Source organism: Streptomyces sp. Rer75 (assembly GCF_013414305.1).
GTDB lineage: Bacteria > Actinomycetota > Actinomycetes > Streptomycetales > Streptomycetaceae > Streptomyces > Streptomyces himastatinicus.
This window is the reverse complement of the sequence record NZ_CP058693.1, coordinates 6410332-6435961: the sequence shown is the minus strand read 5'-3', so window position 1 is coordinate 6435961 and position 25630 is coordinate 6410332. Positions and strand designations below refer to the sequence as shown.

At 73.8% G+C, this 25630-nt stretch carries 25 protein-coding genes; 12 read left to right on the top strand and 13 right to left on the bottom strand.

What is annotated here, in order from left to right; genetic code table 11:
* Positions 1-50: 50 nt before the first annotated feature.
* From HYQ63_RS27955 to HYQ63_RS27930, 6 genes are all read right to left on the bottom strand, one after another.
* Positions 51-812 carry a spherulation-specific family 4 protein gene (locus HYQ63_RS27955; protein WP_179940584.1) on the bottom strand — a complete coding sequence of 254 codons (762 nt, stop codon included), beginning with the start codon at positions 810-812 and terminating at the stop codon, positions 51-53.
* Entirely contained in the window at positions 809-1834 is a 1026-nt protein-coding gene (locus HYQ63_RS27950; RefSeq protein ID WP_179936638.1) for an NAD-dependent epimerase/dehydratase, read from the bottom strand. Before HYQ63_RS27950 ends, HYQ63_RS27955 begins: the two co-directional genes overlap by 4 nt.
* Positions 1835-1880: 46 nt before the next feature.
* Entirely contained in the window at positions 1881-3209 is a 1329-nt protein-coding gene (locus tag HYQ63_RS27945; RefSeq protein ID WP_179936637.1) for a hypothetical protein, read from the bottom strand.
* On the bottom strand, positions 3206-4984 hold the full coding sequence (locus HYQ63_RS27940) for a DUF3492 domain-containing protein (RefSeq protein ID WP_179936636.1): 1779 nt from the start codon (positions 4982-4984) through the stop codon (positions 3206-3208). Before HYQ63_RS27940 ends, HYQ63_RS27945 begins: the two co-directional genes overlap by 4 nt.
* Positions 4985-5167: 183 nt before the next feature.
* On the bottom strand, positions 5168-6604 hold the full coding sequence (locus HYQ63_RS27935; RefSeq protein WP_373689149.1) for a DUF3152 domain-containing protein: 1437 nt from the start codon (positions 6602-6604) through the stop codon (positions 5168-5170).
* Positions 6597-7670, bottom strand: a complete 1074-nt coding sequence (locus tag HYQ63_RS27930) for an alpha/beta fold hydrolase (RefSeq protein ID WP_179936634.1) — start codon at positions 7668-7670, stop codon at positions 6597-6599. The genes HYQ63_RS27935 and HYQ63_RS27930 overlap by 8 nt, the downstream gene beginning before the upstream one ends.
* A 131-nt stretch (positions 7671-7801) precedes the next feature.
* Here HYQ63_RS27930 and HYQ63_RS27925 point away from each other — a divergent pair, with 131 nt between their 5' ends.
* The 4 genes from HYQ63_RS27925 (at position 7802) to HYQ63_RS27910 (ending at position 9768) form a co-directional block, all read left to right on the top strand.
* The gene (locus HYQ63_RS27925; protein ID WP_179936633.1) at positions 7802-8032 is read left to right on the top strand and encodes a hypothetical protein; all 231 of its coding nucleotides are present in this window, start codon (positions 7802-7804) and stop codon (positions 8030-8032) included.
* 134 nt (positions 8033-8166) lie between these two features.
* Complete coding sequence (locus HYQ63_RS27920) at positions 8167-8808, top strand: TetR/AcrR family transcriptional regulator (RefSeq protein ID WP_123106289.1); 642 nt, start codon at positions 8167-8169, stop codon at positions 8806-8808.
* A gap of 115 nt (positions 8809-8923) precedes the next feature.
* Entirely contained in the window at positions 8924-9151 is a 228-nt protein-coding gene (locus tag HYQ63_RS27915) for a DUF3107 domain-containing protein (protein ID WP_179936632.1), read from the top strand.
* Positions 9152-9498: 347 nt separating this feature from the next.
* On the top strand, positions 9499-9768 hold the full coding sequence (locus tag HYQ63_RS27910; RefSeq protein ID WP_123106287.1) for a hypothetical protein: 270 nt from the start codon (positions 9499-9501) through the stop codon (positions 9766-9768).
* A gap of 118 nt (positions 9769-9886) precedes the next feature.
* Here the strand turns inward: HYQ63_RS27910 and HYQ63_RS27905 are convergent, their stop codons facing one another.
* Positions 9887-10621: a ferritin-like fold-containing protein gene (locus HYQ63_RS27905; protein WP_039937705.1), complete on the bottom strand. Its 735-nt coding sequence runs from the start codon at positions 10619-10621 to the stop codon at positions 9887-9889.
* Between the two features lie 463 nt (positions 10622-11084).
* Between HYQ63_RS27905 and HYQ63_RS27900 the strand changes: the two genes are divergently transcribed.
* Together HYQ63_RS27900 and HYQ63_RS27895 are read left to right on the top strand one after the other, a co-directional pair.
* Positions 11085-13031, top strand: a complete 1947-nt coding sequence (locus tag HYQ63_RS27900; RefSeq protein WP_257232207.1) for a DEAD/DEAH box helicase — start codon at positions 11085-11087, stop codon at positions 13029-13031.
* A 615-nt stretch (positions 13032-13646) separates the two neighbouring features.
* A complete protein-coding gene (locus HYQ63_RS27895) occupies positions 13647-14513 on the top strand; it encodes an alpha/beta fold hydrolase (RefSeq protein ID WP_179936630.1) in 867 nt (288 codons plus the stop codon).
* Positions 14514-14519: 6 nt separating this feature from the next.
* On the opposite strand, the gene HYQ63_RS27890 is transcribed toward HYQ63_RS27895, so the two are convergent.
* Positions 14520-15449 carry an NYN domain-containing protein gene (locus HYQ63_RS27890; RefSeq protein ID WP_009715241.1) on the bottom strand — a complete coding sequence of 310 codons (930 nt, stop codon included), beginning with the start codon at positions 15447-15449 and terminating at the stop codon, positions 14520-14522.
* Positions 15450-15670: 221 nt separating this feature from the next.
* Here HYQ63_RS27890 and HYQ63_RS27885 point away from each other — a divergent pair, with 221 nt between their 5' ends.
* On the top strand, positions 15671-15826 hold the full coding sequence (locus HYQ63_RS27885) for a hypothetical protein (protein WP_009715242.1): 156 nt from the start codon (positions 15671-15673) through the stop codon (positions 15824-15826).
* Between the two features lie 76 nt (positions 15827-15902).
* Here HYQ63_RS27885 and HYQ63_RS27880 read toward each other — a convergent pair whose 3' ends face one another.
* The 3 genes from HYQ63_RS27880 to HYQ63_RS27870 all read right to left on the bottom strand — a co-directional run bounded on the left by HYQ63_RS27880 (position 15903) and on the right by HYQ63_RS27870 (position 18285).
* Positions 15903-16778 carry a PHP domain-containing protein gene (locus HYQ63_RS27880; protein WP_179936629.1) on the bottom strand — a complete coding sequence of 292 codons (876 nt, stop codon included), beginning with the start codon at positions 16776-16778 and terminating at the stop codon, positions 15903-15905.
* A gap of 156 nt (positions 16779-16934) precedes the next feature.
* Positions 16935-17573: a DUF6758 family protein gene (locus HYQ63_RS27875; RefSeq protein WP_179936628.1), complete on the bottom strand. Its 639-nt coding sequence runs from the start codon at positions 17571-17573 to the stop codon at positions 16935-16937.
* A gap of 109 nt (positions 17574-17682) precedes the next feature.
* Positions 17683-18285 carry a suppressor of fused domain protein gene (locus HYQ63_RS27870; RefSeq protein WP_179936627.1) on the bottom strand — a complete coding sequence of 201 codons (603 nt, stop codon included), beginning with the start codon at positions 18283-18285 and terminating at the stop codon, positions 17683-17685.
* A 455-nt stretch (positions 18286-18740) separates the two neighbouring features.
* On the opposite strand from HYQ63_RS27870, the gene HYQ63_RS27865 reads away from it, so the two are divergent.
* Positions 18741-19841, top strand: coding sequence for a magnesium and cobalt transport protein CorA (locus tag HYQ63_RS27865; protein ID WP_123106555.1), 1101 nt, complete (start codon positions 18741-18743; stop codon positions 19839-19841).
* Here the strand turns inward: HYQ63_RS27865 and HYQ63_RS27860 are convergent.
* The gene (locus HYQ63_RS27860) at positions 19838-20830 is read right to left on the bottom strand and encodes a DMT family transporter (protein ID WP_179936626.1); all 993 of its coding nucleotides are present in this window, start codon (positions 20828-20830) and stop codon (positions 19838-19840) included. The genes HYQ63_RS27865 and HYQ63_RS27860 overlap by 4 nt on opposite strands.
* Positions 20831-20885: 55 nt before the next feature.
* Between HYQ63_RS27860 and HYQ63_RS27855 the strand changes: the two genes are divergently transcribed.
* On the top strand, positions 20886-21443 hold the full coding sequence (locus tag HYQ63_RS27855) for a hypothetical protein (RefSeq protein ID WP_257232206.1): 558 nt from the start codon (positions 20886-20888) through the stop codon (positions 21441-21443).
* Positions 21444-21667: 224 nt separating this feature from the next.
* Here the strand turns inward: HYQ63_RS27855 and HYQ63_RS27850 are convergent, their stop codons facing one another.
* The gene (locus HYQ63_RS27850) at positions 21668-22378 is read right to left on the bottom strand and encodes a hypothetical protein (protein WP_257232654.1); all 711 of its coding nucleotides are present in this window, start codon (positions 22376-22378) and stop codon (positions 21668-21670) included.
* A gap of 205 nt (positions 22379-22583) precedes the next feature.
* On the opposite strand from HYQ63_RS27850, the gene HYQ63_RS27845 reads away from it, so the two are divergent.
* The 3 genes from HYQ63_RS27845 to HYQ63_RS27835 are packed head-to-tail and all read left to right on the top strand — an operon-like array spanning position 22584 to position 25569.
* Positions 22584-23867, top strand: a complete 1284-nt coding sequence (locus HYQ63_RS27845) for a magnesium transporter MgtE N-terminal domain-containing protein (protein ID WP_179936624.1) — start codon at positions 22584-22586, stop codon at positions 23865-23867.
* Positions 23857-24372: a DUF1003 domain-containing protein gene (locus HYQ63_RS27840; RefSeq protein ID WP_179936623.1), complete on the top strand. Its 516-nt coding sequence runs from the start codon at positions 23857-23859 to the stop codon at positions 24370-24372. Before HYQ63_RS27845 ends, HYQ63_RS27840 begins: the two co-directional genes overlap by 11 nt.
* A 42-nt stretch (positions 24373-24414) precedes the next feature.
* On the top strand, positions 24415-25569 hold the full coding sequence (locus HYQ63_RS27835) for an Mrp/NBP35 family ATP-binding protein (protein WP_179936622.1): 1155 nt from the start codon (positions 24415-24417) through the stop codon (positions 25567-25569).
* Positions 25570-25630 lie beyond the last annotated feature (61 nt).

The following is a 25630-nucleotide window of genomic DNA, read 5'->3' as shown; positions in this document are numbered from 1 at the left end:
GAGCGGGGAGATTGTCTTCTCGTCTCCTCGTAACACTGCCACGCCCCATCTCATTCCATGACACACGGTCCGATGCGCGAGACGACGTCGTCCCAGTGTCCGGGCAGCGTCTCCCAGAGGGCGGCGGAGTCGGAGCGCTGGCCCGGGCGGGTCGTGCGGTCCGTGAAGAAGACCGTGCCCGCCCCCTGCCAGCGGGCGATGCGCAGCGCCTCGTCCAGATGCGGCCGGGGCACCCCGTGCACCAGATGGCAGAACCGTTCGGGCGGATAGCCCGCCGTCCACTCCGCGACCTGGGACCAACGGTAGTCGGCCCACCGGCCGCGGAAGGTCACCAGCTGGTCGGCGATCTCCGCGTACTCCTCGTACGGATGGGTGTCCTGGCCCAGCACCGTGTACGCCCCGCCGCGCAGCGCGCGCAGCGTGGTGACGATCCGGCGGACCTCCGCCAGGCCCGGGCGCTCCGACGGGCAGCGGTCCAGATAGAAGCCGTCGGGCCGGTACCAGTCCAGGTAGCGGTTGGCGTCCGAGACCAGCTCGCCGAAGGGGCGGGCGCCGAACCTCACGTCCAGCCGCCCCAGCACCCGGACGCCCGCGCCCCGCAGCCGGGCCACCGCGGCGGCGCAGTACGGGTCCGGGCACGAGCCGGGGCCGCGCGCGACGTCCAGGACCGCCCAGTGCACCGTGGTGCCGCGGCGGGTCAGCTCACCCCATTCGACCGGCGCGACCAGCGGGTGCGCCCAGCCCGGCACCCCCAGGCCAAGACCCGCGGCGGGCGGCGGCGCCGGGCCGGGCCGGGGCCCCGGGGAGATCAGATGCGACACGCCGCCTCCATCCAGATGTCGGCCAGCGACTCCTCCAGCGGAATCCGGGAGCGCCAGCCGAGCCGGTCGCGCGCGGTGCGCACATCGGCCTGCTGCCAGCTGCCGCAGCCGTCCGGGTACGGGTACGCGGTGGCACCGCCGTGCTCCCCCGGCCCGGGGGCGTGACCGGGGGCGTGCGGGACGGGGGCCGGAGCGTGACCGGGGGCGTGCGCCGGGGCCGGGATGTGGGCGGCCGGGTGCAGCGGATTCCGCCCGGGCGGGGCGTCGACCTCGTGCAGGGTGCCGCCGAAGCCCGCCACCCGGGCCAGCACGGAGGCCGCCTCGCGCAGCCGGACGGCGCGCCCGGTGCCGATGTTGACGACGCCCTGCGCTGCCGACAGCGACGCCGCGTGCACCGCCCGCGCCACGTCCCGTACGTCCACGAAGTCCCGCTGCACCCCGAGGCCGCTCAGCTTCAGCTCGCTGTCCCCGGACTGCATCGCGCGCCGCATCGCCTCGGCGAGCCGGCCGAGCGGGGAACCGGCCGGGGTGCCGGGCCCGACCGGCGAGAAGACCCGCAGCACCACCGCGTCCAGACCGGAGCCGAGCACCAGCTCGGTCGCGGCCAGCTTGCTCACGCCGTACGGGCCGCCGGGGCGCGGCACGGCGTCCTCGGCGGTGGACGAACCGGGCTGCGAGGGCCCGTACTCGGAGGAGCAGCCGATCTGGACGAGCCGGGCGCCGCAGCCGCTGCGGCGCAGCGACTCGCAGACGGTCGCGACGGCCACGGTGTTGTGCCGGGTCAGCTCGCGGGCCCCGCCGCGGGTCGCGCCCGCACAGTTGATCACCACACCGGGGTGGACCGCGTTCAGGAAGCGGGTGAGCGCGCCGGGGCTGCCGCTGGACAGGTCGAACCGCACGTCGGCGTCGTCGCCGCGGCCGAGCGCGGTGAGCTGGACGGCGGGGTCGGCCAGCAGGTGTTCGGCGACGTAGCGGCCCAGGTAGCCGCCGGAGCCGAGCAGCAGGACTCTCATCGTCGTGCCTCCCCGGGGGTGGCGTGTGGGGCGGTCGTCTCGTCGCTCATGGAGGTGCTCCTCGTAGGGATGGGAGGGGGTGACGGTGTGGGGGGCGTGGTGGGGCGGTGTGGGCCGAGGCGCGGGACAGGGCGGCGCACGCGTACACCAGCAGCGCGAGCGCGGCGGCCCCGCAGGCCACGGCGGGCACGGCGGCCGTGCCGTGGGCGGCGGCCAGCCGCCGCACCGGCTCGCCGAGCGCCGCGCAGCCCGGCAGCCGGGCGGCCCCGGCGGCGCCCAGCACGGCCGCTTCGGCGGCGCAGGCCACGGCGGTGCCGGTGGCCGCGGCGGCGCGGAAGCCGTGGACGGCGAGCAGCCGGGCGAGGAACAGCAGCCCGGCCAGCGCGGCGACGCCCGCCTCGGCGGTGGGGTCCGCGGCGGCGCCGGGCACCGTGAGCCGGGCCGTGAGCACCAGCGGCGGCAGGGCGAGCAGGAAGGCCAGGGCGGCGGCCGCGCACAGCGGACGGACGCCCGCCGCGAACTCCTCCAGCCCGCTGCTGGCGGCCAGCCTGCGGCGCGCCCGTACGGCGAACCAGCGGGCGCACCACGCGGCGGGGGCGACGGCGAGGCCGAGGACGACGGCGGCCTCGCACGCCGCCGCCGGGTCGTACGGCCCGGGGTCGAACGGTCCGGGGTCGTACGGCCCGGGGGCGCCGTCGGTACGGCCGGTGAGCCCGGCCAGCAGCCAGTCGCCGCAGGCGGCGTAGGCGAGCAGCCAGCCGGTGCACAACGCTCCCGGCAGGGCCGCGAAAAGGGCCGCGAGCAGGCCCGCGAACCGGTTCGCGGATCGGTCCGCGGATCGGCCCGCGCGCCGACTCGTCCGGCCGCGCCGTCCGCCCGTGCCGAGCGGGCCACGGCGCAGGCACGGCCACAGCGCGCCCGCCGTCAGCACGGCACCGGCCGCGCCCACGGCGACGGCACCGGTCCGGTGCGCGCCGATCACGGTCGCCGCGGCCAGCGCGCCGGGCAGCAGCCGGAGCAGCCCGAGTGCCGCCCGCACGATCCGGGGCCGGGCCGGGGCGCTCTCCTGACGGGGCGCGTCGTCCCCGCCGTCGCCGTCGCGCGGGACCCGGGCGTACAGCTCCTCGGCGAGCGAGAAGACATCGCGGTGCCGGAAGCGGGCGGCGGTGCGGTCGGTCACCCCGTGGGCCTCCAGACCGGCGGCGATCTCCAGCGGATCGACGGCCCGGGCGCACAGCTCGCGGTGGCGGTGCATCAGCGCCCGCACCGGATCCACCGAGCCGCGCCGCGCTTTGGCGCCCCGCTCATGGGCCGACGCCGGGGCGCTGGGCTGTTCGCGGCGCGCCCCGGACGCGCCCGGGGCGGGCCCGGTCATGCGCCCTCCTCGGACAGGGCGGCCAGGGGCTGCCGCGGCGGCGGTCCGTCCTCCGCCCAGCGGGGGGTGTGCGCGAGCCGCTGGCCCGCGGTCCAGCGGCCCGGGATGTGGGCTTCCGCCGGGCGGGCGAACGGCAGCGGCGCACCGCCCGCGCCGACCTCCTCGCGGCGCACCGGGCAGTGCGACATCAGCTCCAGGTAGATGCCCCGGAAGGCGACCACGTTCTGCTCGGCGGTGAAGAGTTCCAGCGCCCGGGCGCGCGCGGCGGCGCCGAGACGGGCGCGGCGCTCGGGGTCGCGCAACAGCGCGAGGCACGCGTCGGCGAGCGCCCTGGGGTTGCGCGGCGGCACGACCAGGCCGGTGCCGCCGATGGCCTCGCAGACGGCGCCCGCGTCCGTCGAGACCGTGGCCCGGCCGCAGAACATGGCCTCGACCAGCCCCACCGGAAAGCCCTCGACCACGCTGGACAGCACCACGACGGCGCCCGCCGCGTACGCGTCCGCCAGGGTGGGCACCTCGGGGTCGCCGACGTGCTCGAAGGAGACCGGATTGTCCCCGGGCGTATGGGCGTTCGCGGCCTCGTCGGGGAAGAGGTGGTCGGCCAGGGCGCGGCAGTGGGCGGGGTAGCCGTCGCCGGACATGTCGTGGCCGGACGAGCCATGCCCGGACGAGCCATGCCCGGACGGGCCATGGCCGGACGGGTCGTCGCCGGGCCGGGTCTCGATGACGCGCAGCCGCGCGTCCGGCTGCCAGCGGCGCACCTCGGCGAAGGCGTGCAGCAGCGCGACGACGTCCTTGGCGGGTTCGAGCCGCCCCACCCACACCAGCGTCCGGTCGTGACCGCCGCCGGCCGCCGCGCCGCCCTCGCCGACCTCGGCGAAGCGGGCGGCGTCCATGCCGGGGTAGACGGTGCGCAGCCGCTCCGGGGAGGCACCGCACCGCTCCTGCCAGCGGCGGGCGTGCGTATTGCCGGGGGTGATCAGCGCGGCCTGCGCGTACGCCTCGGCGGCCAGCCTCCCCTGGAAGGCGGCCAGCAGGGCGCGGACCGGACCCGAGCGGTCGTCGCGCCCGGCGGTGCTCCGCAGATAGTGCTCGCGCAGCCGTACGCCGTACTCGGTGACCAGCAGCGGCGTACCGAACCGGCGCTTGGCCAGCAGCCCGGGAAGCGCGGCCGCGCCGCCGGAGGTGGCGTGGCACAGGTCCACGCCGGACAGCCCCGGGTCGCGGCCACCGCCGCCGTACCAGTCGAGCGACAGCGGGCGCAGCGCCCGCTCCAGCGCCTCGGTCACGGCCAGCAGATCGGTGACCCGCGCCCGGTGGGCGGCGCGCGGCGCGCCGGGGGTGTGACAGGCGCGCTCCAGGGTGCGGACGGCGTCCTCGGAGCGGAGCGCGGCGGCGAGTCCGCCGGTGTCGCGGGCGAGGTCGGCGAGGCCGTGGAGACCGCTGGCGAAACGGTCCGCCTGGGCGCTGTCGGGGCCGCCCGGGACGCTGATCGCCACCGCCAGATCCCCGAAGTGCTCGGCGAACCGCCGCCGCTGCCGCCGCCCGTACGACCGCCGCCGCCCGGTCGGCTCGCCCCACAGCGGCGCGGTGCGCACCCGGCGCACCTGCGCGGGCAGCTCCGCCCGGCCCGCGGCCTCCTGGCGGGCGTCCCGGCTCAGCGCGTAGACCTCGAAGTCGTGCTGGTCCAGCCCGCGCACCAGCCGGTCGCACCACACCCGCGCCTCACCGGTCGCATACGGGTACCCACCCTCCGTAAGCAGTCCCACGCGCATGAGCGCACCCCCGATCTCCCATGTGGGCAAGCCGTCATGCCGCGGTTCGGCACGTCGGGCAGCGGGAGCACGTTATGCGCGCACGGCCATGGCGCGACGGACGGTTGTCCGTCGCGCCACCGGAAGGGGTGAACGCCCGTGACCTTCCTGGTCTTCAGGCGTTGTCGGGCGCTATGGAGGCCGTCAGCCCTTGGGGAACGGCCAGGCGTTGGGGCGGCACGTGACGCCGTCCGTCGCCAGGAACTTGGTCTGCTGCATCATCACCGGGGCGAGCGCGCCCTGCTCGGTGCACGTCTCGTGGTTGTGGCCGAGCCGGTGCCCGACCTCGTGGTTGATGAGCATCTGGCGGTACTCGTGCATCCTGTCGTCGCCGAACGTACGGGCGCCCTGCGCCCACCGATAGGCGTTGATCATGACGCGCTCGGTGGACGCCGAGTCGCACGAGACGTTGTCCTCGGTCGTGTCGAGACCGGACTTGCCGCACCACACCGCGGTGGTGCCGGGGCTCGCCAGGGTGATGACGAAGTCGGGGCGTCCGGACGAGACCCGCTCGAAGGTGCGGGTGCCGCCGTGGCCCCAACTGCGGTCGTCGTTGAGCGTCTTGTGCACCGCCTCGGCGAACAGCGCGCCGTCGAGCGGCAGCCCCTTCTCGACGTCCACCCGGTAGCGCAGGACCTGGCCCTTGCCGGGCGCCTTGTCCTGTCCGGGGACGGCCGTGAAGGCGCCCGAGCCCTTGAGCTTCGGGTCGAGCGGATACGGGGCGGCCATCTTCTGGCCGTACGTGGCGAGTTCGGGGGACGCGGAGGCGGACGGGGTGGCCCCGCCGTCCGTACGGGACGACACCGCGCCCCCGTCGCCGCGCTCCGGGCCGCCCTTGGACTGCGCCTTGTCGTCGCTCTGCGGGCCGTTCGCCACCTGTCCGGCCACCACGACGGCCAGCACGGTGGTCACGGCCGCCGCGGCGACACCGGTGAACGTGCGCCCCTTGCCGCCCTTGGCGACCCCGCGCACGCTCTTCCCCGGCGGCTCGGTCCCGTCGACCCCGTCGGCCGCCGTGGCGTCATCAAGGCCATCCGCAGCGTTCTTACGGTCGTCATCGGCACCCGCTCCGGGGCGGGTACGGCGCGGCGGCGGCACCGCTCCGGGCGCACCGGCGGCGAAGACGTCCTCGCCGTCGGCGTCCACGGCATCGGGGGCGTCAGGGGTTTCGAACGCCTCCAGGTACTCCCTGCGCGGCCCGGGCATCAGCCCGCCCGCACCACCACTCGCCGCGCCGCCACCGGCGGCGGGCCCGCCGGGGCGCTGCGGCGCGTTCATGGTGGCGGTGCCGAAGGCGCTCCAGCCGCCGCCCTGTTCACGGCGCCCGGGGTGCCCGGCGTGGCCGGGGTGTCCGGGCGGCCCGGGGTGGCCCGGATGTCCTGGGTGTCCGCCCCTGGAGCGCGCCGGGGGCGTGGCCGGTCCGTGGGCCGTCCGCGGGATGCCCTGCGGCGACGTCACGCCCGGGTCCTGGGCGCCGGACGCGGCGGAACGCCGCCGACGTCCCGCACCGGGGCCGGAATCCGCCTCGGCGGACCCGGGGTCCCGGTCCTCCTGGCTGCCCCGTGCGCTGTGTTTACCCACGCGCCGCACCGCTCCCGTCTGCTCCGGGCACCGGTACGCCCCGTGTCTTCCGGCTGTCCCGTCCATCTCGTGCTTCTTGTGCTTCTCGGCCGTCTCGTACGCCGACGGGTCGTCCGTCGACGTCGTCGAGCAGTTCGCGCATGCTCCGCGCCACCGCTCCGGGGTACTCCATCATCGCCACATGTCCGGCGTCCAACAGCGTCAACAGACGCGAGTCGCGGAAGGTTGCGCTCGCCCGCCGGGCCATCCGGAAGGACACCAGCTGGTCGCGCATCCCGTAGACGAGCAGCGTGGGCGCGAGGACCCGCTCGGCCTGCCGCCACAGCGCGTGCTGGCCGCCGAGGGCGTACGACTCGATGAGGCCGCGCGCCGAGCGGCCGAGCGCGTCCCAGAAGTACGGGAGCGCGAGCCGCCGCTCGTACTCCTCGACCGCCAGCGCGAAATCCTCCTGGCTGACCTGCCCGGGGTCGCCGTAGGTGAGCATCAGCAGCTCCCGGGTCCGCCGCTCCGCGTCCCAGTCGCGGGTCGCGCGGCTGAAGATCCGGATCGCCCCGGGGATCGCGAGCAGCCCGGTGGGCACCGCGGTGCGCTGCGGGCGCCGCTCGGGCAGCGCGGGCGAGACGAGGGTGAGACTGCGCACAAGGTCCGGCCGCACGGCCGCAACGCGGATGGCGATCGTGCCGCCCATGGAATTTCCGGCCAGATGCACGGGGGCGCGGCCGCTCGCGTCGAGGTGGCGGATGACGGCCCGGGCGTGGCCGGTTATGGAGTAGTCGCCGTCGTCGGGAGGCGGGGAGTCGCCGAATCCGGGCAGGTCAGGGGCCTCGATATCGAGCCGGTCGGCGAGCTGTTCCATCAGCGCCGACCAGTTCTGCGAACAGCCGCCCAGCCCGTGGAGGAACACCGCGGGCGGCAACCCGGAAACCGACGGCGGGCGGGTACGCACGTTCAGCGTGAGACCGGGCAGGCTGGTGGTACGCAGCTTTTCACCCGCTCCGACCCGCACGGGCCGCGCGGGGGGCACCGCGGCAACGATGCGGGCTTCCGGCGGCTCGGTCGAAGACATGCCGCAATGTTACGAGACGATCACATGGCTGACCGTGTGTTCACCCTCACAGGCCACGTAGCGTCCGAAAGTGACCTCTCCTAGGCTCGTTATACACAGGGGCGATCATCTGCCTCTGGGAAGGGGAGTACATGACCGTCGATCCGAGCGACCCCGAGACCTTCGCGAACGCCATCGAGAACAACGACAGCTCCGCCCCCTACGGCGTAGAGGCCCCCGAGGCGGACGCCGCCGAACAGCACCACGACCTCGTACCCCACCGCGACGACCGCCGGACCGCCGACGAACCGCTGGAGGCCGACGAGGCCGACCGCGCGGAGCAGGCCAGGGTCGTCGAGGAGAACGAGGAGGACTACCGATGACCAGCAGCCTGGGTGGGCCTTCGTAGAGTCCAGTCCGTGAAAATCTCCGCACGGACCGCGCGCGGCCCTGTTACCCAAAAGTACGATGGCGGGCGCGGTGGACACCGTGCTCGGAACATTCAATGGGAGGCGGCGTGACAGCCATCGAGCAGACCGAGGCGCGCCCGCGGGGTACGCGCCTGCCGCGCCGAGCCCGACGCAACCAGCTCCTGGGGGCAGCCCAGGAGGTCTTCGTCGCACAGGGCTATCACGCGGCTGCGATGGACGACATCGCCGAGCGCGCCGGGGTCAGCAAGCCCGTGCTCTACCAGCACTTCCCGGGCAAGCTGGAGCTGTATCTCGCCCTGCTCGACCAGCACTGCGAGGCCCTGCTCCAGGCGGTGCGCACCGCGCTCGCCTCGACGACCGAGAACAAGCAGCGGGTCGCCGCCACGATGGACGCGTACTTCGCGTACGTCGAGGAGGAGGGCGGCGCCTTCCGGCTCGTCTTCGAGTCCGACCTCACCAACGAGCCCGCCGTGCGCGAGCGCGTGGACCGGGTCTCGCTCCAGTGCGCCGAGGCGATCAGCGAGGTGATCGCCGAGGACACCGGGCTCTCCAAGGACGAGTCCATGCTGCTGGCCGTCGGCCTCGGCGGCGTCTCACAGGTCGTCGCGCGCTACTGGCTCTCCAGCGGCAGCGCCGTCCCCCGGGACACCGCTGTGCAGTTGCTCACCTCGCTCGCCTGGCGCGGTATCGCGGGCTTCCCGCTGCACGGAGCGGAGAGCGGACACTGACCGTGTTCGCTGCGGGCTTGTCCCGCACCGCCCAGCGGGCCCGGTTCCCGGGCTAATGTGTGCTGCGTACAGCGCGGACGGCCGCGCACCACATGACCGTCGGAGGGACAAGGCCGTGGAGGTCAAGATCGGCGTGCAGCACGCGCCCCGCGAGATCACCTTGGAGAGCGGGCAGTCCGTCGAGGACGTCGAGCGCGCGGTGTCCGACGCGCTCGCCGGCAAGGCGCCGGTGCTGAGCCTGGTGGACGAACACGGCCGCAAGGTCCTGGTTCCGGCCGACCGGCTCGCCTACGTCGAGATCGGCGAGCCGAGCGCCCGCAAGGTCGGATTCAGCGCGCTCTGAGCCGTTGACGCGACGGCGGCGGGGCCCGGTGGGGAATGTCCCACCGGGCCCCGCCTCTGTAGGGGGTGTCGTGCCGATCATGCCGGGCTCCCGACGCCTGGCACGGCATCTCGCGGCGCCGCGCTCGTCGCACGCAGCGCCGCTGCGCTCTCCTCACGCGGCTTGCGAGCTACCGCACCAGACGCCGCTCGCTGATCCGGCCTGATCGGCAAGACACCCCCTAGTGCGCCGGTACGCCGCAGCCCGCCCCCTCGATCAGGGTTGCCCCCGCCTGGGCCCGGGTAGGACCGGCAGGACCGACGCGTGATCACGCTTCGGTCCCGATCCGCTCACGGGAAGGACGCGCCATGATCTTCTGGGAAGCGCTCGGCTCGGTACTGATCGGTCTCGCCATCGCGTACGGGGCGAGCCGACGGCTGCCCCGACGGCTGCCCGCCACGCCCCTCGTCCTGTCCACCGGCCCCGGCGCGGCGTTCTTCGGCGCGATGATCGCCCACACCGTGCTGGGCTCGGGCCACTCGGCGGTCGTCCTCATGGTCGCGCTCGGCTTCGCCGCGGCCCTGCTGTCGCTGCTCATCCGGCCCCGGGCCGGCCGCCGCCGCTCGGTCCCGGCCTGAGCCGTCCCCGGCTCCGAGCCGTTCCGGGCTCCGTTCCGGGCTCGCCGGGGCGCGGTGCGCGAGGGCTCCGGAACCCCCGGAGCCCTTGTCCACGCCCGCGGCCCGTGCCCGTGGAGCCCTACGCCGCCAGGCCCAGCGCCGACATCCGCTTGGTGTGCGCCTCGGTGATCCGCGAGAACATCTTGCCGACCTCGGCCAGGTCGAAGCCGTCGGCCAGCCCGCCCACCAGCATCGTGGACAGCGCGTCGCGGTCCGCGACCACCCGCTGCGCCTGCGACAGCGCCTCGCCCATCAGCCGCCGGGCCCACAGCGCCAGCCGTCCGCCGACCCTCGGGTCGGCCTCGATCGCGGCGCGCACCTTCTCCACCGCGAAGGACGCGTGCCCGGTGTCGTCCAGCACCTGGAGCACCAGGTCGCGGGTGTCCGAGTCGAGCCGGGCCGCCACCTCGCGGTAGAAGTCACTGGCGATCGAGTCGCCCACGTACGCCTTGACCAGGCCCTCCAGCCAGTCCGACGGCGCGGTCTGGCGGTGGAACCCGTCCAGCGCCGCCGCGAAAGGCTCCATCGCCGCGGTCGGCTCCTCGCCGACCGCCGCCAGCCGGTCCCGCAGCCGCTCGAAGTGGTGGAACTCGGCCGACGCCATCTTCGCCAGCTCCGCCTTGTCCTCCAGCGTGGGCGCCAGCTTGGCGTCCTCCGCGAGCCGCTCGAAGGCGGCCAGCTCGCCATAGGCGAGCGCCCCGAGCAGGTCCACCACCGCGGCCCGGTACTGCGGGTCGGCCGCGGCCGTGTCCCAGTCCTGGGCGGCGATCCCGGTCGGGGTCTTCTCGGTCTCAGGCGTGTCAGACGTCTCCATGGAGCGCACAATAGTCCGCCCGACCGGCCGAGGAAGGGGCTGGTCAGCCAAGTCCCCCCACGCCCCGGTTCGGGTTGGCCGGTCACAGATGCGCACTTCCGGGGTACAGTGGTATTTGCACCCGTCGAGTATCGGCGGGTCGTTCCACGAATGCGGATGCCCGGTCGGTGGCCCGATCGGCTCCTAACACCCGACCGCCCTCCGCGCGGCGCGCATCTTCATGTGCACGGCAGGAGGGACCCGCTCGCGGCGTGAGCGCTCGAGCGAGGGCAGTGGTCCCGCGCCGAACCGGCCAGCCAAAGCCGGTGTACCCCGGGCGCCGTGCGACCCCCTTCGCCGCCTCTCGCCGCGTCTCACAGAAGAGGCAAGCATCCTGACCACGTTCCGAGAACTCGGGATCCTCCCCGAGACAGCCGAGGCCCTCGAGGCCGTCGGCATCACGTCCCCGTTCCCCATCCAAGAGATGACGCTTCCGGTGGCCCTCTCCGGCTCCGACGTCATCGGCCAGGCCAAGACCGGCACCGGCAAGACGCTGGGCTTCGGCCTCCCGCTGCTGGAGCGCGTCGTCGTCCCCGCGGACATCGAGGCGGGCCGGGCCAAGCCCGACCAGCTCACCGACGCCCCGCAGGCGCTCGTGGTCGTCCCCACCCGCGAGCTGTGCCAGCAGGTCACCAACGACCTGCTCACCGCAGGCAAGGTCCGCGCCGTCCGCGTCCTGTCGATCTACGGCGGCCGCGCGTACGAACCGCAGGTCGAGGCCCTGAAGAAGGGCGTCGACGTGGTCGTCGGCACCCCCGGCCGACTGCTCGACCTCGCGGGCCAGAAGAAGCTGCGGCTCTCGTCCGTCAAGGCGCTCGTCCTCGACGAGGCCGACGAGATGCTCGACCTGGGCTTCCTCCCCGACGTCGAGAAGATCATCCAGCTGTTGCCCGCCAAGCGCCAGACCATGCTGTTCTCGGCGACCATGCCGGGCGCCGTCATCGGTCTCGCCCGCCGCTACATGTCGCAGCCCACGCACATCCGCGCCACCGCGCCGGACGACGAGGGCCAGACCGTCGCCAACACCACCCAGCACGTCTTCCGGGCCCACTCGATGGACAAGCCCGAGCTGGTCTCGCGCATCCTTCAGGCCGACGGCCGCGGGCTCGCGATGATCTTCTGCCGTACGAAGCGCACCGCCGCCGACATCGCCGACCAGCTCTCCCGCCGCGGGTTCGCCTCCGGCGCGGTCCACGGCGACCTCGGCCAGGGCGCCCGCGAGCAGGCGCTGCGCGCCTTCCGCAACGGCAAGGTCGACGTCCTGGTCTGCACCGACGTCGCCGCGCGCGGCATCGACGTCGAGGGCGTCACCCATGTGATCAACTACCAGTCCCCCGAGGACGAGAAGACCTACCTGCACCGCATCGGCCGCACCGGCCGCGCGGGCGCCTCGGGTACGGCCATCACGCTCGTCGACTGGGACGACATCCCGCGCTGGCAGCTGATCAACAAGGCGCTGGACCTGCCGTTCAACGACCCGGAGGAGACGTACTCGACCTCCGCCCACCTGTTCGAGCTGCTGAGCATCCCGAAGGGCACCACCGGTGTCCTGCCGCGCGCCGAGCGCACCCGGGCCGGGCTGGCCGCCGAGGAGATCGAGGACCTCGGCGAGACCGGCGGCCGCGGCCGCCGGTCCTCCGTCACGGAGGAGCGCCCCGCGCGCCGCACCCGCACCCCGCGGGTCCGCCGCCGCACCCGCGGTGGCCAGACGGTGGACGCCTCGGCCCCCACGGAGACGGAGGGCACCGAGTCCGCGACCGAAGCGCGCCGCCCGCGCCGCCGTCGCCGCACCCGGTCCGGCGCGCCGGTCGAGGCGGACGCCGCGGCCGTCACCGCCGTCGACACGGCGGAGGCCCCGGCAGCGGATGCCCCGGCGGAGGAGACCCCCGCCAAGCCCCGCCGCCGCACCCGCACCAAGGCAGCCGCCGCCGAAACGGCCGTCGCCACCGCCGAAGGCACGACCGAGGCAGCCGAGGAAGCCCCGGCCAAGCCCCGCCGCCGCACCCGCGCGAAGGCGACCACCGCCGAAACGGCCGTCGCCACCGCCGAAGGCACGACCGAGGCAGCCGAGGAAGCCCCCGCCAAGCCCCGCCGCCGCACCCGCGCCAAGGCGGAGACGGCCGAGGCCGAGACCGCCGGGACCGAGGCGGCCGAAGCCGCCACGACCACGCCGCGGCGCCGTACCCGGGCCAAGGCCGCCACCGCGGAGACGGCGGTCGCGGAGGCCGAGGCCCCCGCCAAGCCGCGCCGTCGCACCCGTACGACGGCCAAGGCCGCGGAGGCAACCGCGCAGCCCGACGAGGCCGAGGCGAAGCCCGCACGCCGCCGCACCCGCACCCGCACCGCGGCGGACACCACTCCCGAGGCCTGACGGCACCCAGCACCCGACGGGGCCTGATCCGCACCGCGGATCAGGCCCCGGGCGCGTCAGGGCCCGGGGGCCAAACCCAGGCGCTCGACAGCGCCCAGCACGCCAGGCCCGGCCGCGCCAGCCCCGGGCAGCCCACCGGATACTCCAGCCCGCCAGACCCGGGCGCCCAATCCCCCGGCGCACCAGCTCAGCCCCGTTGCGCCAGACCCCCGGGGAGGCCGCCCGAGCGCGCCAAATCGCGGAGTACGTCAGCCGCCGGACGGGCCGAACCCCGGTGCGTCGGAACTTCGGAGTGCGTCAGCTCCTGGTGCACCAGACCACCGGCGCGCCAGGCCCACCGGGCAGCGACCGTTGCGCGCCAACCCAGGGCGCCCGCGCCCCCGAAGCCGCCAGACCCCGAAGCACCGTCCCCCGGCGCACCAGCCAGCCCATCGGGCACGCCCGCCCCGGGTGCATCGCGCGCCCGCCCGCGCCCGCGGCAGGCCCCGGGCGTGCGTACGCCCACCGCGGGGGGCGGGCGCGGCGGGGACGCCAGGGCTCCGCCCCCCAACCCCTGCGGGAGGCACAACGCAGCGTTCACGCCCCGTTCTCCGCGTCCTGTATAGCCTCGTCCTCATGAGCAGGCCGCCGTTTCTCACCCTTCCCTCGGGCGCCCGCGCCCTCCGGCTGTCGACCGCGCGTGGCGAGTTCGCCGTGCATGACGCGCGGCCCGCGCGCTCGTCGCGGGGGACCGTGTTGCTGGTGCCGGGGTTCACCGGGAGCAAGGAGGACTTCATCGCGCTCCTGGAGCCGCTGGCCGCCGCCGGGTTCCGGGCGGTCGCGGTCGACGGGCGGGGGCAGCACGAGAGCCGCGGGCCGCGCGACGAGGCCGCGTACGCGCAGGACGAGCTGGCGCGGGATCTGCTGGCCCAGGCCACGGCGCTGGCGGACGGCGCGGGGCCGGTGCATGTGCTGGGGCACTCGCTGGGCGGGCTGATCGCACGGGCCGCCGTGCTCCGCTCCCCCGCCGCCTTCGCCTCGCTCACGATCATGAGTTCCGGGCCCGCCGCCATCGCACCCCCGCAGCAGACCCGCACCAAGCTGCTGATCGACGCGCTGAGCACGATGGACATGGAGTCCGTGTGGCAGGCGATGCGGGAACTCGATCCGCCGGAGGCGGCCGATGAGGTGACCCCGCCCGGCGTACGGGACTTCCTGCACACGCGCTGGATGGGCACCGTTCCGGAGCAGCTGATGGCCACCGGGCGGCAGCTGAACGGCGAGCCGGACCGGGTCGGGGAGCTGGCCGCGACGGCGCTCCCCAAGCATGTGCTGTCGGGCGAGGTGGACTACGCCTGGCCGGTGCCGCTGATGGACGCGATGGCGGAGCGGCTGTCCGCCCACCGGACCGTGATCGAGGGCGCGGAGCACTCCCCCAACGCGGAGCGGCCGCATCCCACGGCGGACGCGCTGGTCAGGTTCTGGGAGAGCATCGCCCCGTAAAAGTTCCTAGTACTGCGCCTGGAGGTGCTCCCAGAAGCCGTCCCGCAGCGCGCGCCGCAGGTCGGCGTGGGCGCGCAGGGACAGCCGCAGCATCCCCTCCGCGTCGATCAGCAGCTCCTGGTCGACCGAGCCGGGCAGGTAGGGGTGGCCGGGCAGCAGGTCGGCGAGGCTTTCGCGGCCGCGTGCGGAGAGCCACTGGGCGGCGATCTGCGCGCCGATGAAGCGCACCTCGTCGCGGGAGGGCGCGGGCCCGCACAGCGGCGTGTCGCCGTTCGGCTCGTAGCCGGTGGCCCGCCGGGTGACGTACGGCTTGCAGAAGTCGAGGTCGAAGGTGCGCTGGCTGTCGACCTCCCACAGCAGCGGCTCGGCCTGGTTGCGCCCGTCGAGGGCCTCGATGCCCCACAGGTGGACGCGCGCTCCGTAGCCCTGCGCGGCTTCGACGGCGGAGACGAGGTCCTCGTCGCCGCCGATCAGCACGGCGTCGCCGATGGCCCGGTGCCGGGCGAGGGATTCGAGGTCGGAGCGGATGAGTGAGTCGACGCCCTTCTGCTGGTTGTTGGCGTTGAGGTTGCCCAGGCGGACCTTGACGTCGGGCAGCTCGGCGATGCTCTGCTGCTCCGGGGTGTGGATGCGGCGCCGGGCCCCGTCGAACCAGTAGACCCGCAGCAGCCGGCTGTCCGGGAAGATCATCCGGGCCTTGTCGATGAACGCCTCGATGATCCCCTCCGCGTCCAGCTCGAAGGCCCGGCGGTCCTCCGTTCCGGCGACGAGCCGCCCCGCGGCCGCGTAGACATATCCGGCGTCCACGAAGATCGCGTGAGTGGAGGGCGTGGTCGCGACCTCGGCCAGCACACGCTGTAGCAGCTCATTGGTGCGCTCGATGCCGTCGACGATCGAGGCGAGGTCTGGTTGGCCCGGGGGCATCACGTCACTCATACGCGGTTCATTCTCCGGGCCCCTTCCGGAGGGGCACAACCGGACTCCGTCTGATCGGCGCCCGACCAGGGAATACTTAGTCTGGCGAAAAATTTCATTAGCGTAGGGAATCTTTTCACGGCATGCTTCGTTGAACAGGTTGTGGAACGCGCGGCAGCGACGCCGCGCGTCTCCCGTACACACCAGTTCTCCAGCAGGAGGATCAGACGAAGGGAGAAGCCTTGCAGCGCTTCGAGATCATGCGTCTTGACGATGTCGACGGCAACGCCGTGGACAGCACCGTCGTGGACGCCGCCTCCGTCAACCGGATCGTGCAGCAGGCCGCCGCGATCGGCCAGCGCATCTACATCCGTCCAGCCGAAACCGCAGCCCGGTAGTAGCACCGACGCAGAAGCAGCAGACACAGACGCAGACGGGTCACCGACGAGACGAGGGTGACCACACCTGAACGCGTTACCGCAGCCGCCCCCGTACGACGTCGTGCGGGGGCGCTTCGCGTGGGGCCAGCGCCGCCCGGCGCACGATCTCGGCGTAGACCTCGGGGTGGGTGGTGTACTCGCCGAGCCGACAGGTCTTACGGCTGCCGTGGTAGTCGCTGGAGCCCGTGGTGAGCAGCCCGTGCTCGGCGGCGATCGCGCGCAGCCGGGCCCTCGTGGGCTCGTCGTGGTCCATGTGGTCGACCTCGATGCCGTCGAGACCGGCCGCGGCCAGCTCCCCGATCGCGCTCTCCGGTACGCACTCGCCGCGCTTGACGGCCAGCGGATGCGCGAAGACGGCGACCCCGCCCGCGCCCTTGACCAGCCGGACCGCCTCGAAGGGGTCCAGCTCGTGCTTCTCCACGTACGCCCGGCCGCCGTTCGCCAGCCACTCCGAGGAGAACGCGTCCGAGACGCTCTCCACGACGCCCGCCTCGACCATCGCGGTCGCGATGTGCGGCCGTCCGACGGCCCCGTCCCCGGCGATCTCCGCCACCCGCTCCCAGGTGACGGGCACGCCCAGCTCGCGCAGCTTCGCGACCATCCCCTTGGCCCGGGGCACCCGGTCGTCGCGCACCAGCTCGCGCTCGCGCGCCAGCTCGGGTTCGGCCGGATCGAAGAGGTACGCCAGCATGTGCAGGCTCACCCCGCCCAGGCGGCAGGACAGCTCGGCGCCGGTGACCAGCGTCAGCCCCTCCGGCAGCGCCCCGGCCGCCTCCTCGTAGCCGCCGACCGTGTCGTGATCGGTGAGCGCGACGACGTCCAGACCGGCCGCGGCGGCATTGCGCACCAGCTCGGCGGGGGTGTCCGTACCGTCCGACGCGGTGGAGTGGGTGTGCAGGTCGATGCGCACGAACGCGGGCTCCCAGCGGTTACAAGGTGAACAAGCAGCCTGCTTCAGGGTAGCCGCAGTCCAGGGCATGCCCGCGTCAGGGGGTGATCATTGCGGTCCGTACCGCGGCCCCGGGTCAGGGGTGGTCGCTGCGGTGCGCGCGTTACGGTCCGTACGTCAGGACAGCAGCCGCGGCGACAGCGCGCCGCACGGCACCAGGTCCACTTCGGCGCCCGCGTCCCGCAGATCGGTGAGCACCATCTCGTCGTACATCAGCAGCCCGGTCTGCTCGGGCCAGACCACCGCCCACAGCCACAGCCCGCACGCCTCGCCCGCGAACACCGCGCGGTCGTCCGGGGTGCCCTCGACGTGCCACAGCGGGGTGGGCCGCCCGGCGGCCAGCACCTTGACGTGCGGCGGCTTGTCCACCCGCATCCCGGGTCCGGGGTCGGGGCCCGGGATGCCCGCGTACCGCGCGCCGAGCCCCACGCCCAGCTCCTCCGCGATCAGCAGCAGCTCCCCCGGGCCGCCCAGCGGGCCGGGGCCCGAGCAGGCGACGACGGTCGCGCGGCCGCCGTTGCGGTCGTCACCGGCGCACGCGACCCCGGTGAACAGCCAGCCGACGGGCAGCGGCCACGGCATCCATACGGGCACCCGGGCGCGGTTGGTGACCACCACGAGTGCTTCGACGCTCGGCGGGACGACCGGCTGAACGGGATGCACCGTGCCGTGCACACCGCACTGCCAGGAGTCGGCGAAGAGACCGGGCGCACGCACCCGGCCACCGCACTTCGGGCAACTGGGTTCGCCCCTCATAGGGCCCCACGGTCCTCCCCGCCCGTCCCCACGTCAAGGACGATCACCCGTGTGGAGGGAACGGGCTCCGACGGGCACGCGATGGGCTCACAACGGCTTCCGACGGGCGTCACCCGAGCGGCACTCCGGACCGGGCCGGATCGCGCAGGTCCGTGCCGTGCCGCAGCCAGCGGTCCTGGAGGGCGCCGGCGCCGTGGACCCGCTTCCACGCCGCCTCGTTCCCGGTCATCGGCAGCAGCGGCAGGAAGCGCACCGGCTCCATCGGCTCGATCAGCTCCAAGTCCTGGACCAGGCCGCCCGGTTCGCCGACGAGTACGGAGGTGAAGGGCGCCCCGGGCCACAGCGGGCCGCCCAGCTCCAGGGACGCGCCCGGGGTCACCACCACGCCCTCGACCTGCGGCGAGGCGGCCAGCACGGCGAGCGGGCGCAGCACCTCGTCCAGGACGTCGGAGGCGGGGCCGGGGGCGCCGCTGCGCATGGTGAGGACCAGCTCGGCGCGCGGGCCGCGGAGGTGGTCGGCGATGGCGGCGGTGGGGTCGGTCATCGGATGGTCCGACATGCCGAGGGTGGCGTACCGGACGATGTTCCCGTCCGCGCGGAAACGCAGCACCTCGATGCGGTCCGTACCGACGAACGTGACGGCGGCGCGGGCGTCCGGCTTGCCCAGCGCGGTGATCAACCGGGCCTCGACCAGCTGCGTAACGTCTGACATGCGGTGAGCATAGATCGCGTATCGAACGGGCAAAGCGGCGGCTTAACGGTTCTGCCGACTGATAGCCTTGCAGCCTGCCCAGGGAAATACGTCGTCCCCCAAGGGGGACCGGCCGGAGGAGGTGGGGCTGCGGTGGATCCGAGTCGACCGTGCAGTACCGACAGTTCTCCCGTCGTTTCCCCTTGGTATGCGACTTCATGATCTGAAACCTTCCGTACCCCACCGCCTCGCGGTGAAACACGTGAAGTCTTCTCGCATCAAGGGCATGTGACGGCAGAGCGCCTTCGTATCGCATCTGTTCTGTTCTCCGCGAACTTCCGTCAGCGTCATCGCACGGAGCGCCGCCCGCTTTGCGGACGTACGTACGCCTCTGGGGAGTGCCGTACGTCCACCTTCCGGGCGCAGCGCTGCGCCGCGCGCCCGCCGCTGACGGCCGGCCCGTGAAGGAGCCCGTCATGTCGATGATCCGTGACCTGCGTGCAGCCGTCCGCCCCGCCCTGCGCCTGACCCACAAGGCCAGCAACTACGACACCACCCGCGACCCGTCCGTCACCAGCGCGATCGTCGACTGCGCCGTCTACCGCGACGGGAAGCGGGTCAGCGACCACGTCAGCCCGGCGCAGGCGATGGAGCGGGTGCGCGCCGAGGGCGGCTTCGCCTGGATCGGTCTGCACGAGCCGAACGAGCGCGAGTTCGCGGGCATCGCACAGGAGTTCGGGCTACACCCACTGGCCGTCGAGGACGCGGTGCAGGCGCACCAGCGGCCGAAGCTGGAGCGGTACGACGACAGCCTCTTCACCGTCTTCAAGACCATCCACTACGTGGAGCACGCCGAACTCACCGCGACCAGCGAGGTCGTGGAGACCGGCGAGGTGATGTGCTTCACCGGCCACAACTTCATCGTGACCGTGCGGCACGGCGGCCAGGGCTCGCTGCGCGCCCTGCGCCACCGGCTCCAGGAGGACCCGGAGCTGCTGGCCAAGGGCCCCTCGGCGGTGCTGCACGCCATCGCCGACCAGGTCGTGGACGGGTATCTGGCGGTCGCCGACGCCGTCCAGGACGACATCGACGAGGTCGAGATCGAGGTCTTCTCGCAGGCCACCTCCCGGCGCGGCGGCGACGCGGGCCGGATCTACCAGCTCAAGCGGGAGGTGCTGGAGTTCAAGCGGGCCGTTTCGCCGCTGCTGCGGCCGATGCAGCTGCTGAGCGAGCGTCCGATGCGGCTGGTGGACCCGGACATCCAGAAGTACTTCCGGGACGTCGCGGACCATCTGGCCCGGGTCAACGAGCAGGTGCTGGGCTTCGACGACCTGCTGAACTCGATCCTCCAGGCGAACCTCGCGCAGGCGACGGTCGCCCAGAACGAGGACATGCGCAAGATCACCTCCTGGGCGGCGATCTGCGCCGTCCCGACGATGATCGCCGGGATCTACGGCATGAACTTCGACTACATGCCGGAGCTGCACTGGAGGTTCGGCTACCCGATGGTGCTGGCCGTCACGGTGGGGATCTGTGTCACGATCCACCGCGGGTTCAAGCGGAACGGCTGGCTCTAGCCGGCTGTGCGCGGGGCGTCCTGGGGCTGCTTGCGGTCCGCCAGGACGACCAGCGCGAGGCCGCCGAGGATCACCACGAGCGCCGGGTAGGCGGCGACCGGCGGCTGCTGGCCCAGCCACACCGCCGCGATCAGGGCCGCGCCCGGCGTCTCCAGCAGGATCGCGGTCGACGTCACGGACGGGCCCAGGCCCTTGACCACCCGGTTGATCAGCGTGTGCCCGAGCAGCTGCGCGGTGACCATCAGCAGCACCAGCTTCAGCCAGGTGTCCCCGCCGTAGCCGTGCAGCCGCGCCCCCGCGACCAGGCAGGTCAGCAGCAGGCACACGCTGGTCGTGGAGTAGCAGACGTAGGTGTACGCCGTCGTGCTCGCCACCCGGCGCACCTCCGCCCCCAGCAGCACGTACCCGGCCGCGGCCACACCGCCCACCAGGGCGAGCGCGTCCCCCGCGAGGGCCTGCGGGGAGGCGGACAGGTCGACCCCGGTGAGGATCACCACACCGAGGAACGCGAGCACCGTGCCGAGGGTCGCCGCCGGGGGCGGGCGGTGGCCGCGCAGCCGCAGCAGCAGCGCGGTCCAGATCGGGGTCGTGGTCACCAGCGCGGTCGAGGAGGCCACGGAGGTCATGTGCAGGCTGGGCAGCCAGGCCCCGAAGTGCACGGCGAGCAGCGCCCCCGAGGCGGCCGAGAGCGCCACCGCCCGGCGCCCCATCCGGCGCAGCTCGCCCCGGTGGCGCCACAGCGCGAGCGGCGTGAGCGCGCCGACCGCCATGGCGTTGCGCCAGAACGCGATGGCGAGGGCGGGGGCCGCGGTCGCGGCGGCCAGCGGCGCGGAGAGCGACACCCCGGCGACGGCGACGGCGAGCAGGGCGGCGTCCAGGGCCGGGCGGGGTGCGGTGGTGGCGGCGGTGGGTGTGCGGGCGGTGCGGGTGGAGCGCGTCGTGGGCACGGGCTCAGCGTAAGGTGCGTGTGCCGCGCATGGAACTGTCATTTCGCTGGGTGGGATGCGCGAAGGGCGCTGGCCACGCACCCCCTAGGCTGTTCGCATGACGCAGACGCCGACGCCGCTGGACGCCATGGACCCGATCGACCGCGCCCTGGTCGAGGAGGCGGCCAAGAAGTCCGCCCTGGTCTGGGTTCAGGGCTCCGAGGGCGCCGCCCGTGCCCTGTGGCACATCTGGCACGAGGGCGCCGTCTGCCTCGTCGGCGACGGCCCCGACGAGCAGCCGCTGAAGGGGCTCGGGCTCGTGGACGGCGGCACCGCGACGGTGACCGTGCGCAGCAAGGACAAGGGCGGGCGGCTGGTCGGCTGGCCCGCGCGGGTGGTCGAACTCACCCCGGGCGGCGAGGCGTGGACCGCGGCCGTCGGCGAGCTGAAGGGCAAGCGGCTGAACGCGGTGGACGCGGACGCGATCGCGGACCGGTGGGCCCGGGAGTGCCGGGTGCTGCGGCTGGAGCCGGTGACCGACGCGGCGCTCGTGGAGGCGGAGACGGGGTCGCTGGCCGCGGCGCCCCTGCCGACTCCCGCCGTGACGCGGCGGCCGATCCCGGCGGGACTGCCGAAGCTGCTGGCGCGCGGCAAGCGGGCCCGCAAGGCGGGGTGATTTCCCCACCCCGCCCCTTCCCGAAACCGGGGCTCCGCCCCGGACCCCGCTCCTCAAGCGCCGGAGGGGCTGGGGTGTGGGGCATCACCGCCCCTGGACCCCGCTCCTCAAACGCCGGAGGGGCTGGGGTTGCCCAGAGGGGCTGGGGTTGCCCAGAGGGGCTTGGGGTGGGCATCACCGCCCGAGCCCCGCTCCTCAAGCTGCCGCTGGGAGCCCTGGGGGGCTTACGTCCCCGTGGGGATCTGCTGGCCGTAGTCGACGACGTGGTCGTCCTCCGGCGCGGACAGCTTGAAGTCCTTGTTCCAGTCCTCCAGCCGGATCACCCCCGCGCCCCCCGCGCGCTGGAGCCGCAGCGGGTACGGGCGGCCCTCCAGGGAGACGTCGAGGGTGCCGCCGCCGCCCTGGCCGCCGAGGATGCGGATCGTACGGACGCCGTCGACCTCACCCCGGTCGCCCGCGGTGATGGTGCCGTGCAGGCCGAGCAGCCCGTCCAGCATGACGCTCTTGTCCGTGAAGCCGCTGAGCCGCTTGTAGGAGGGGTCCCCGGACGGCACCTTCACGTACTTGTCGTCGAGCTTGTCCGCGGCGGCCGCGTCGCCGCTGTGGCCGCCGCTCGCGCCCTGGTGCGCCCAGAAGCCCGCGTCCGCCTTGAGGTACAGCTCCTCGCCCACCCGCAGGAGTTCGTAGCGGGAGCCCTTGGTGGAGACGACGCCGGTGCCGCCGTCGCCCTTCAGCTTCATGTCGACCTTGTAGGTGCGGCCCTTGGAGACGAGGCTGCCGGACAGATGGACCGCGTCCGCGCTCCCCGCCACCGTCCGGGCCTTGCTCTCGATCTTCTTGGCGGGGAGCTTGCCCACGCCGTTCGTTCCCGCGTCGGGGTCCGCCTTCTCCCCTTCGCCGCCGCACGCGGTGAGCGCGGCCAGTCCCGCGCACATCACCGCGACGAGAGCCGTGTTCCGGATGCGCACGTCCGCTCTGCCTCCTGATGCCGGTCCGGTGCAGTACGGCAGCGTACCGGTGCCGTACGGAAGTGTGCGCAGGGTCCCGGGGGCCGCTCGTCCGGCGGCGGGGCAGAACGGGGCAGGCTAGCCTGAACCCGGCGAATACGCGCGAATGCGTAGCGGGAAGGAGGCGCATGACATGCCGGCAGGCGCCTCACGGATCTATGTCTCGCATCTGGCCGGTGTCGCCGTCTTCGACCCGAACGGCGACCAGGTCGGGCGGGTCCGCGACCTGGTGGCGATGCTGCGGCTGGCCGGGCGACCGCCGCGGGTGCTCGGGCTGGTCGTCGAAGTGGTCACCCGCCGCCGCATCTTCCTGCCCATGACGCGGGTGACCGGCGTGGAGTCGGGCCAGGTCATCACCACCGGCGTGGTCAACATGCGGCGCTTCGAGCAGCGCCCCACCGAGACGCTGGTCCTCGGCGAACTGCTGGACCGCACGGTGCGGGTCGTGGAGACCGGCGAGCAGGTCACGGTCCTGGACGTGGGAATGGCCCAGCTGCCCGCGCGCCGCGAGTGGGAGATCGACAAGGTCTTCGTACGCCGCGGCAAGAGCGGTGCGCTGCGCCGCCGCGGCGAGACGCTGACGGTGGACTGGTCGGCCGTCACCGGATTCTCGCTGGAGGAGCACGGGCAGGGCGCGGAGAACCTGCTGGCCACCTTCGAGCAGCTGCGCCCCGCCGACCTCGCCAACGTCCTGCACCACCTCTCCGCCAAGCGGCGCGGCGAGGTCGCGGCGGCACTGGACGACGAACGGCTCGCGGACGTCCTGGAGGAGCTGCCCGACGACGACCAGGTGGAGATCCTCGGCAAGCTCAAGGAGGAGCGCGCGGCCGACGTCCTGGAGGCCATGGACCCGGACGACGCGGCCGACCTGCTGTCGGAGCTGCCCGAACGGGACAAGGAGCGGCTGCTGACCCTGATGCGGCCCCGGGACGCGGCCGACATGCGGCGGCTGATGTCGTACGAGGAGGGCTCGGCGGGCGGGCTGATGACGACCGAGCCGATCGTGCTGCGGCCGGACGCCACGGTCGCGGACGCCCTCGCGCGGGTGCGCAACCAGGATCTCACCCCGGCGCTCGCCGCCCAGGTGTATGTGTGCCGCCCGCCCGACGAGACGCCCACCGGGCGCTATCTGGGCACCATCCACTTCCAACGGCTGCTGCGCGACCCGCCGTTCACCCTCGTCGGCGCGGCCGTGGACACCGATCTGCGGCCGCTGCGCCCGGACACCCCGCTGCCCGTGGTCGCCGGGCACCTGGCGACGTACAACCTGCTGGCGGCGCCGGTCGTGGACGAGGGCGGGGCGCTGCTGGGCGCGGTGACCGTGGACGACGTCCTGGACCATCTGCTGCCGCCCGACTGGCGGGAGCGCGAGCTGTACGGCGGCGTGAACATCCCGGAGGTGGGCGGTGGACGGTGACGGAGGCCGTCTCGACCGGCCCAAGGAGCCCCGCCGCAGTCCGCTGCCGCGCTGGGACCCGGAGGCGTTCGGCAGGGCGTCGGAGCTGATCGCCCGCTTCCTGGGCACCGGCCGCTTCATCGCCTGGATGACGGTCTTCGTCGTCGCCTGGCTGGCCTGGAACACCCTGGCCCCGCGCCCGCTGCGGTTCGACCCGTTCCCGTTCATCTTCCTGACGCTGATGCTGTCGCTCCAGGCGTCGTACTCGGCACCGCTGATCCTGCTCTCCCAGTACCGGCAGGCCGACCGCGACCGCGTCAACCTCGAACAGGACCGGGCGCGGGACGAGCGGTCCATCGCCGACACCGAGTTCCTGACCCGGGAGATCGCGTCGCTGCGCGCCGGGCTCGGCGAGGTCGCGACGCGGGACTGGATCCGCTCCGAGTTCGAGGGACTGGTCCGGGAGCTGGACGAGGGGCGGCCCGCGCCGTCGCGCGCTCCCTCGCGTGAGGAACGCGACCGCTGACGGGCTTACCGACGCGTACCCCCGGCGCCGTACCATCTCTTTATGGCTACCGACACTGTCCCGGCACCGAGCGAAGACGCGGTGCGCGCCGCGCTCGCCACGGTCAACGACCCGGAGATCCACAAGCCGATCACCGACCTCGGCATGGTCAAATCCGTCGAGATCGCGTCGGACGGCACGGTCGCGGTGGAGGTCTACCTCACGGTCGCCGGCTGTCCGATGCGGGAGACGATCACCAGCCGGGTGCGGGACGCGGTCGGCCAGGTCGGCGGGGTGACGGGCGTCACCGTCGAGCTGGACGTGATGAGCGACGAGCAGCGGCGCGAGCTGGCGACCTCGCTGCGCGGCGGCCAGGCCGAGCGCGAGGTGCCGTTCGCCAAGCCCGGCTCGCTGACCCGGGTGTACGCGGTCGCGTCCGGCAAGGGCGGCGTCGGCAAGTCGTCGGTGACGGTCAACCTGGCCGCCGCGATGGCCGACGACGGGCTCAAGGTCGGTGTCGTGGACGCCGACATCTACGGCCACTCGGTGCCGCGCATGCTGGGCGCCGACGGGCGGCCGACCCAGGTCGAGGACATGATCATGCCGCCGTCGGCGAACGGCGTGAAGGTGATCTCGATCGGGATGTTCACCCCGGGCAACGCCCCGGTGGTGTGGCGCGGACCGATGCTGCACCGCGCCCTCCAGCAGTTCCTGGCCGACGTCTACTGGGGCGACCTCGACGTCCTGCTGCTGGACCTGCCGCCGGGCACCGGCGACATCGCGATCTCCGTCGCCCAGCTGGTGCCGGGCGCCGAGATCCTGGTGGTGACGACGCCGCAGCAGGCCGCCGCCGAGGTGGCCGAGCGGGCGGGCTCGATCGCCGTCCAGACCCATCAGAAGATCGTCGGTGTGGTGGAGAACATGTCCGGGCTGCCCTGCCCGCACTGCGACGAGATGGTCGACGTCTTCGGCACCGGCGGCGGGCAGACCGTCGCCGAGGGGCTGTCCCGGACCACCGGGACGACGGTGCCGGTGCTGGGCGCCATCCCGATCGACGTCCGGCTGCGCGAGGGCGGCGACGACGGCAAGCCGGTCGTGCTGTCCGACCCCGACTCCCCCGCGGGCAGCGCGCTGCGGGCGATCGCGGGCAAGATCGGCGGACGGCAGCGGGGTCTGGCGGGCATGTCGCTGGGCGTCACGCCGCGCAACAAGTTCTGAGCGGTCGTACGGGCGCGGGGCGGCCTCATGGACTCACCCATGAGGCCGCCCCCGCGCAGCC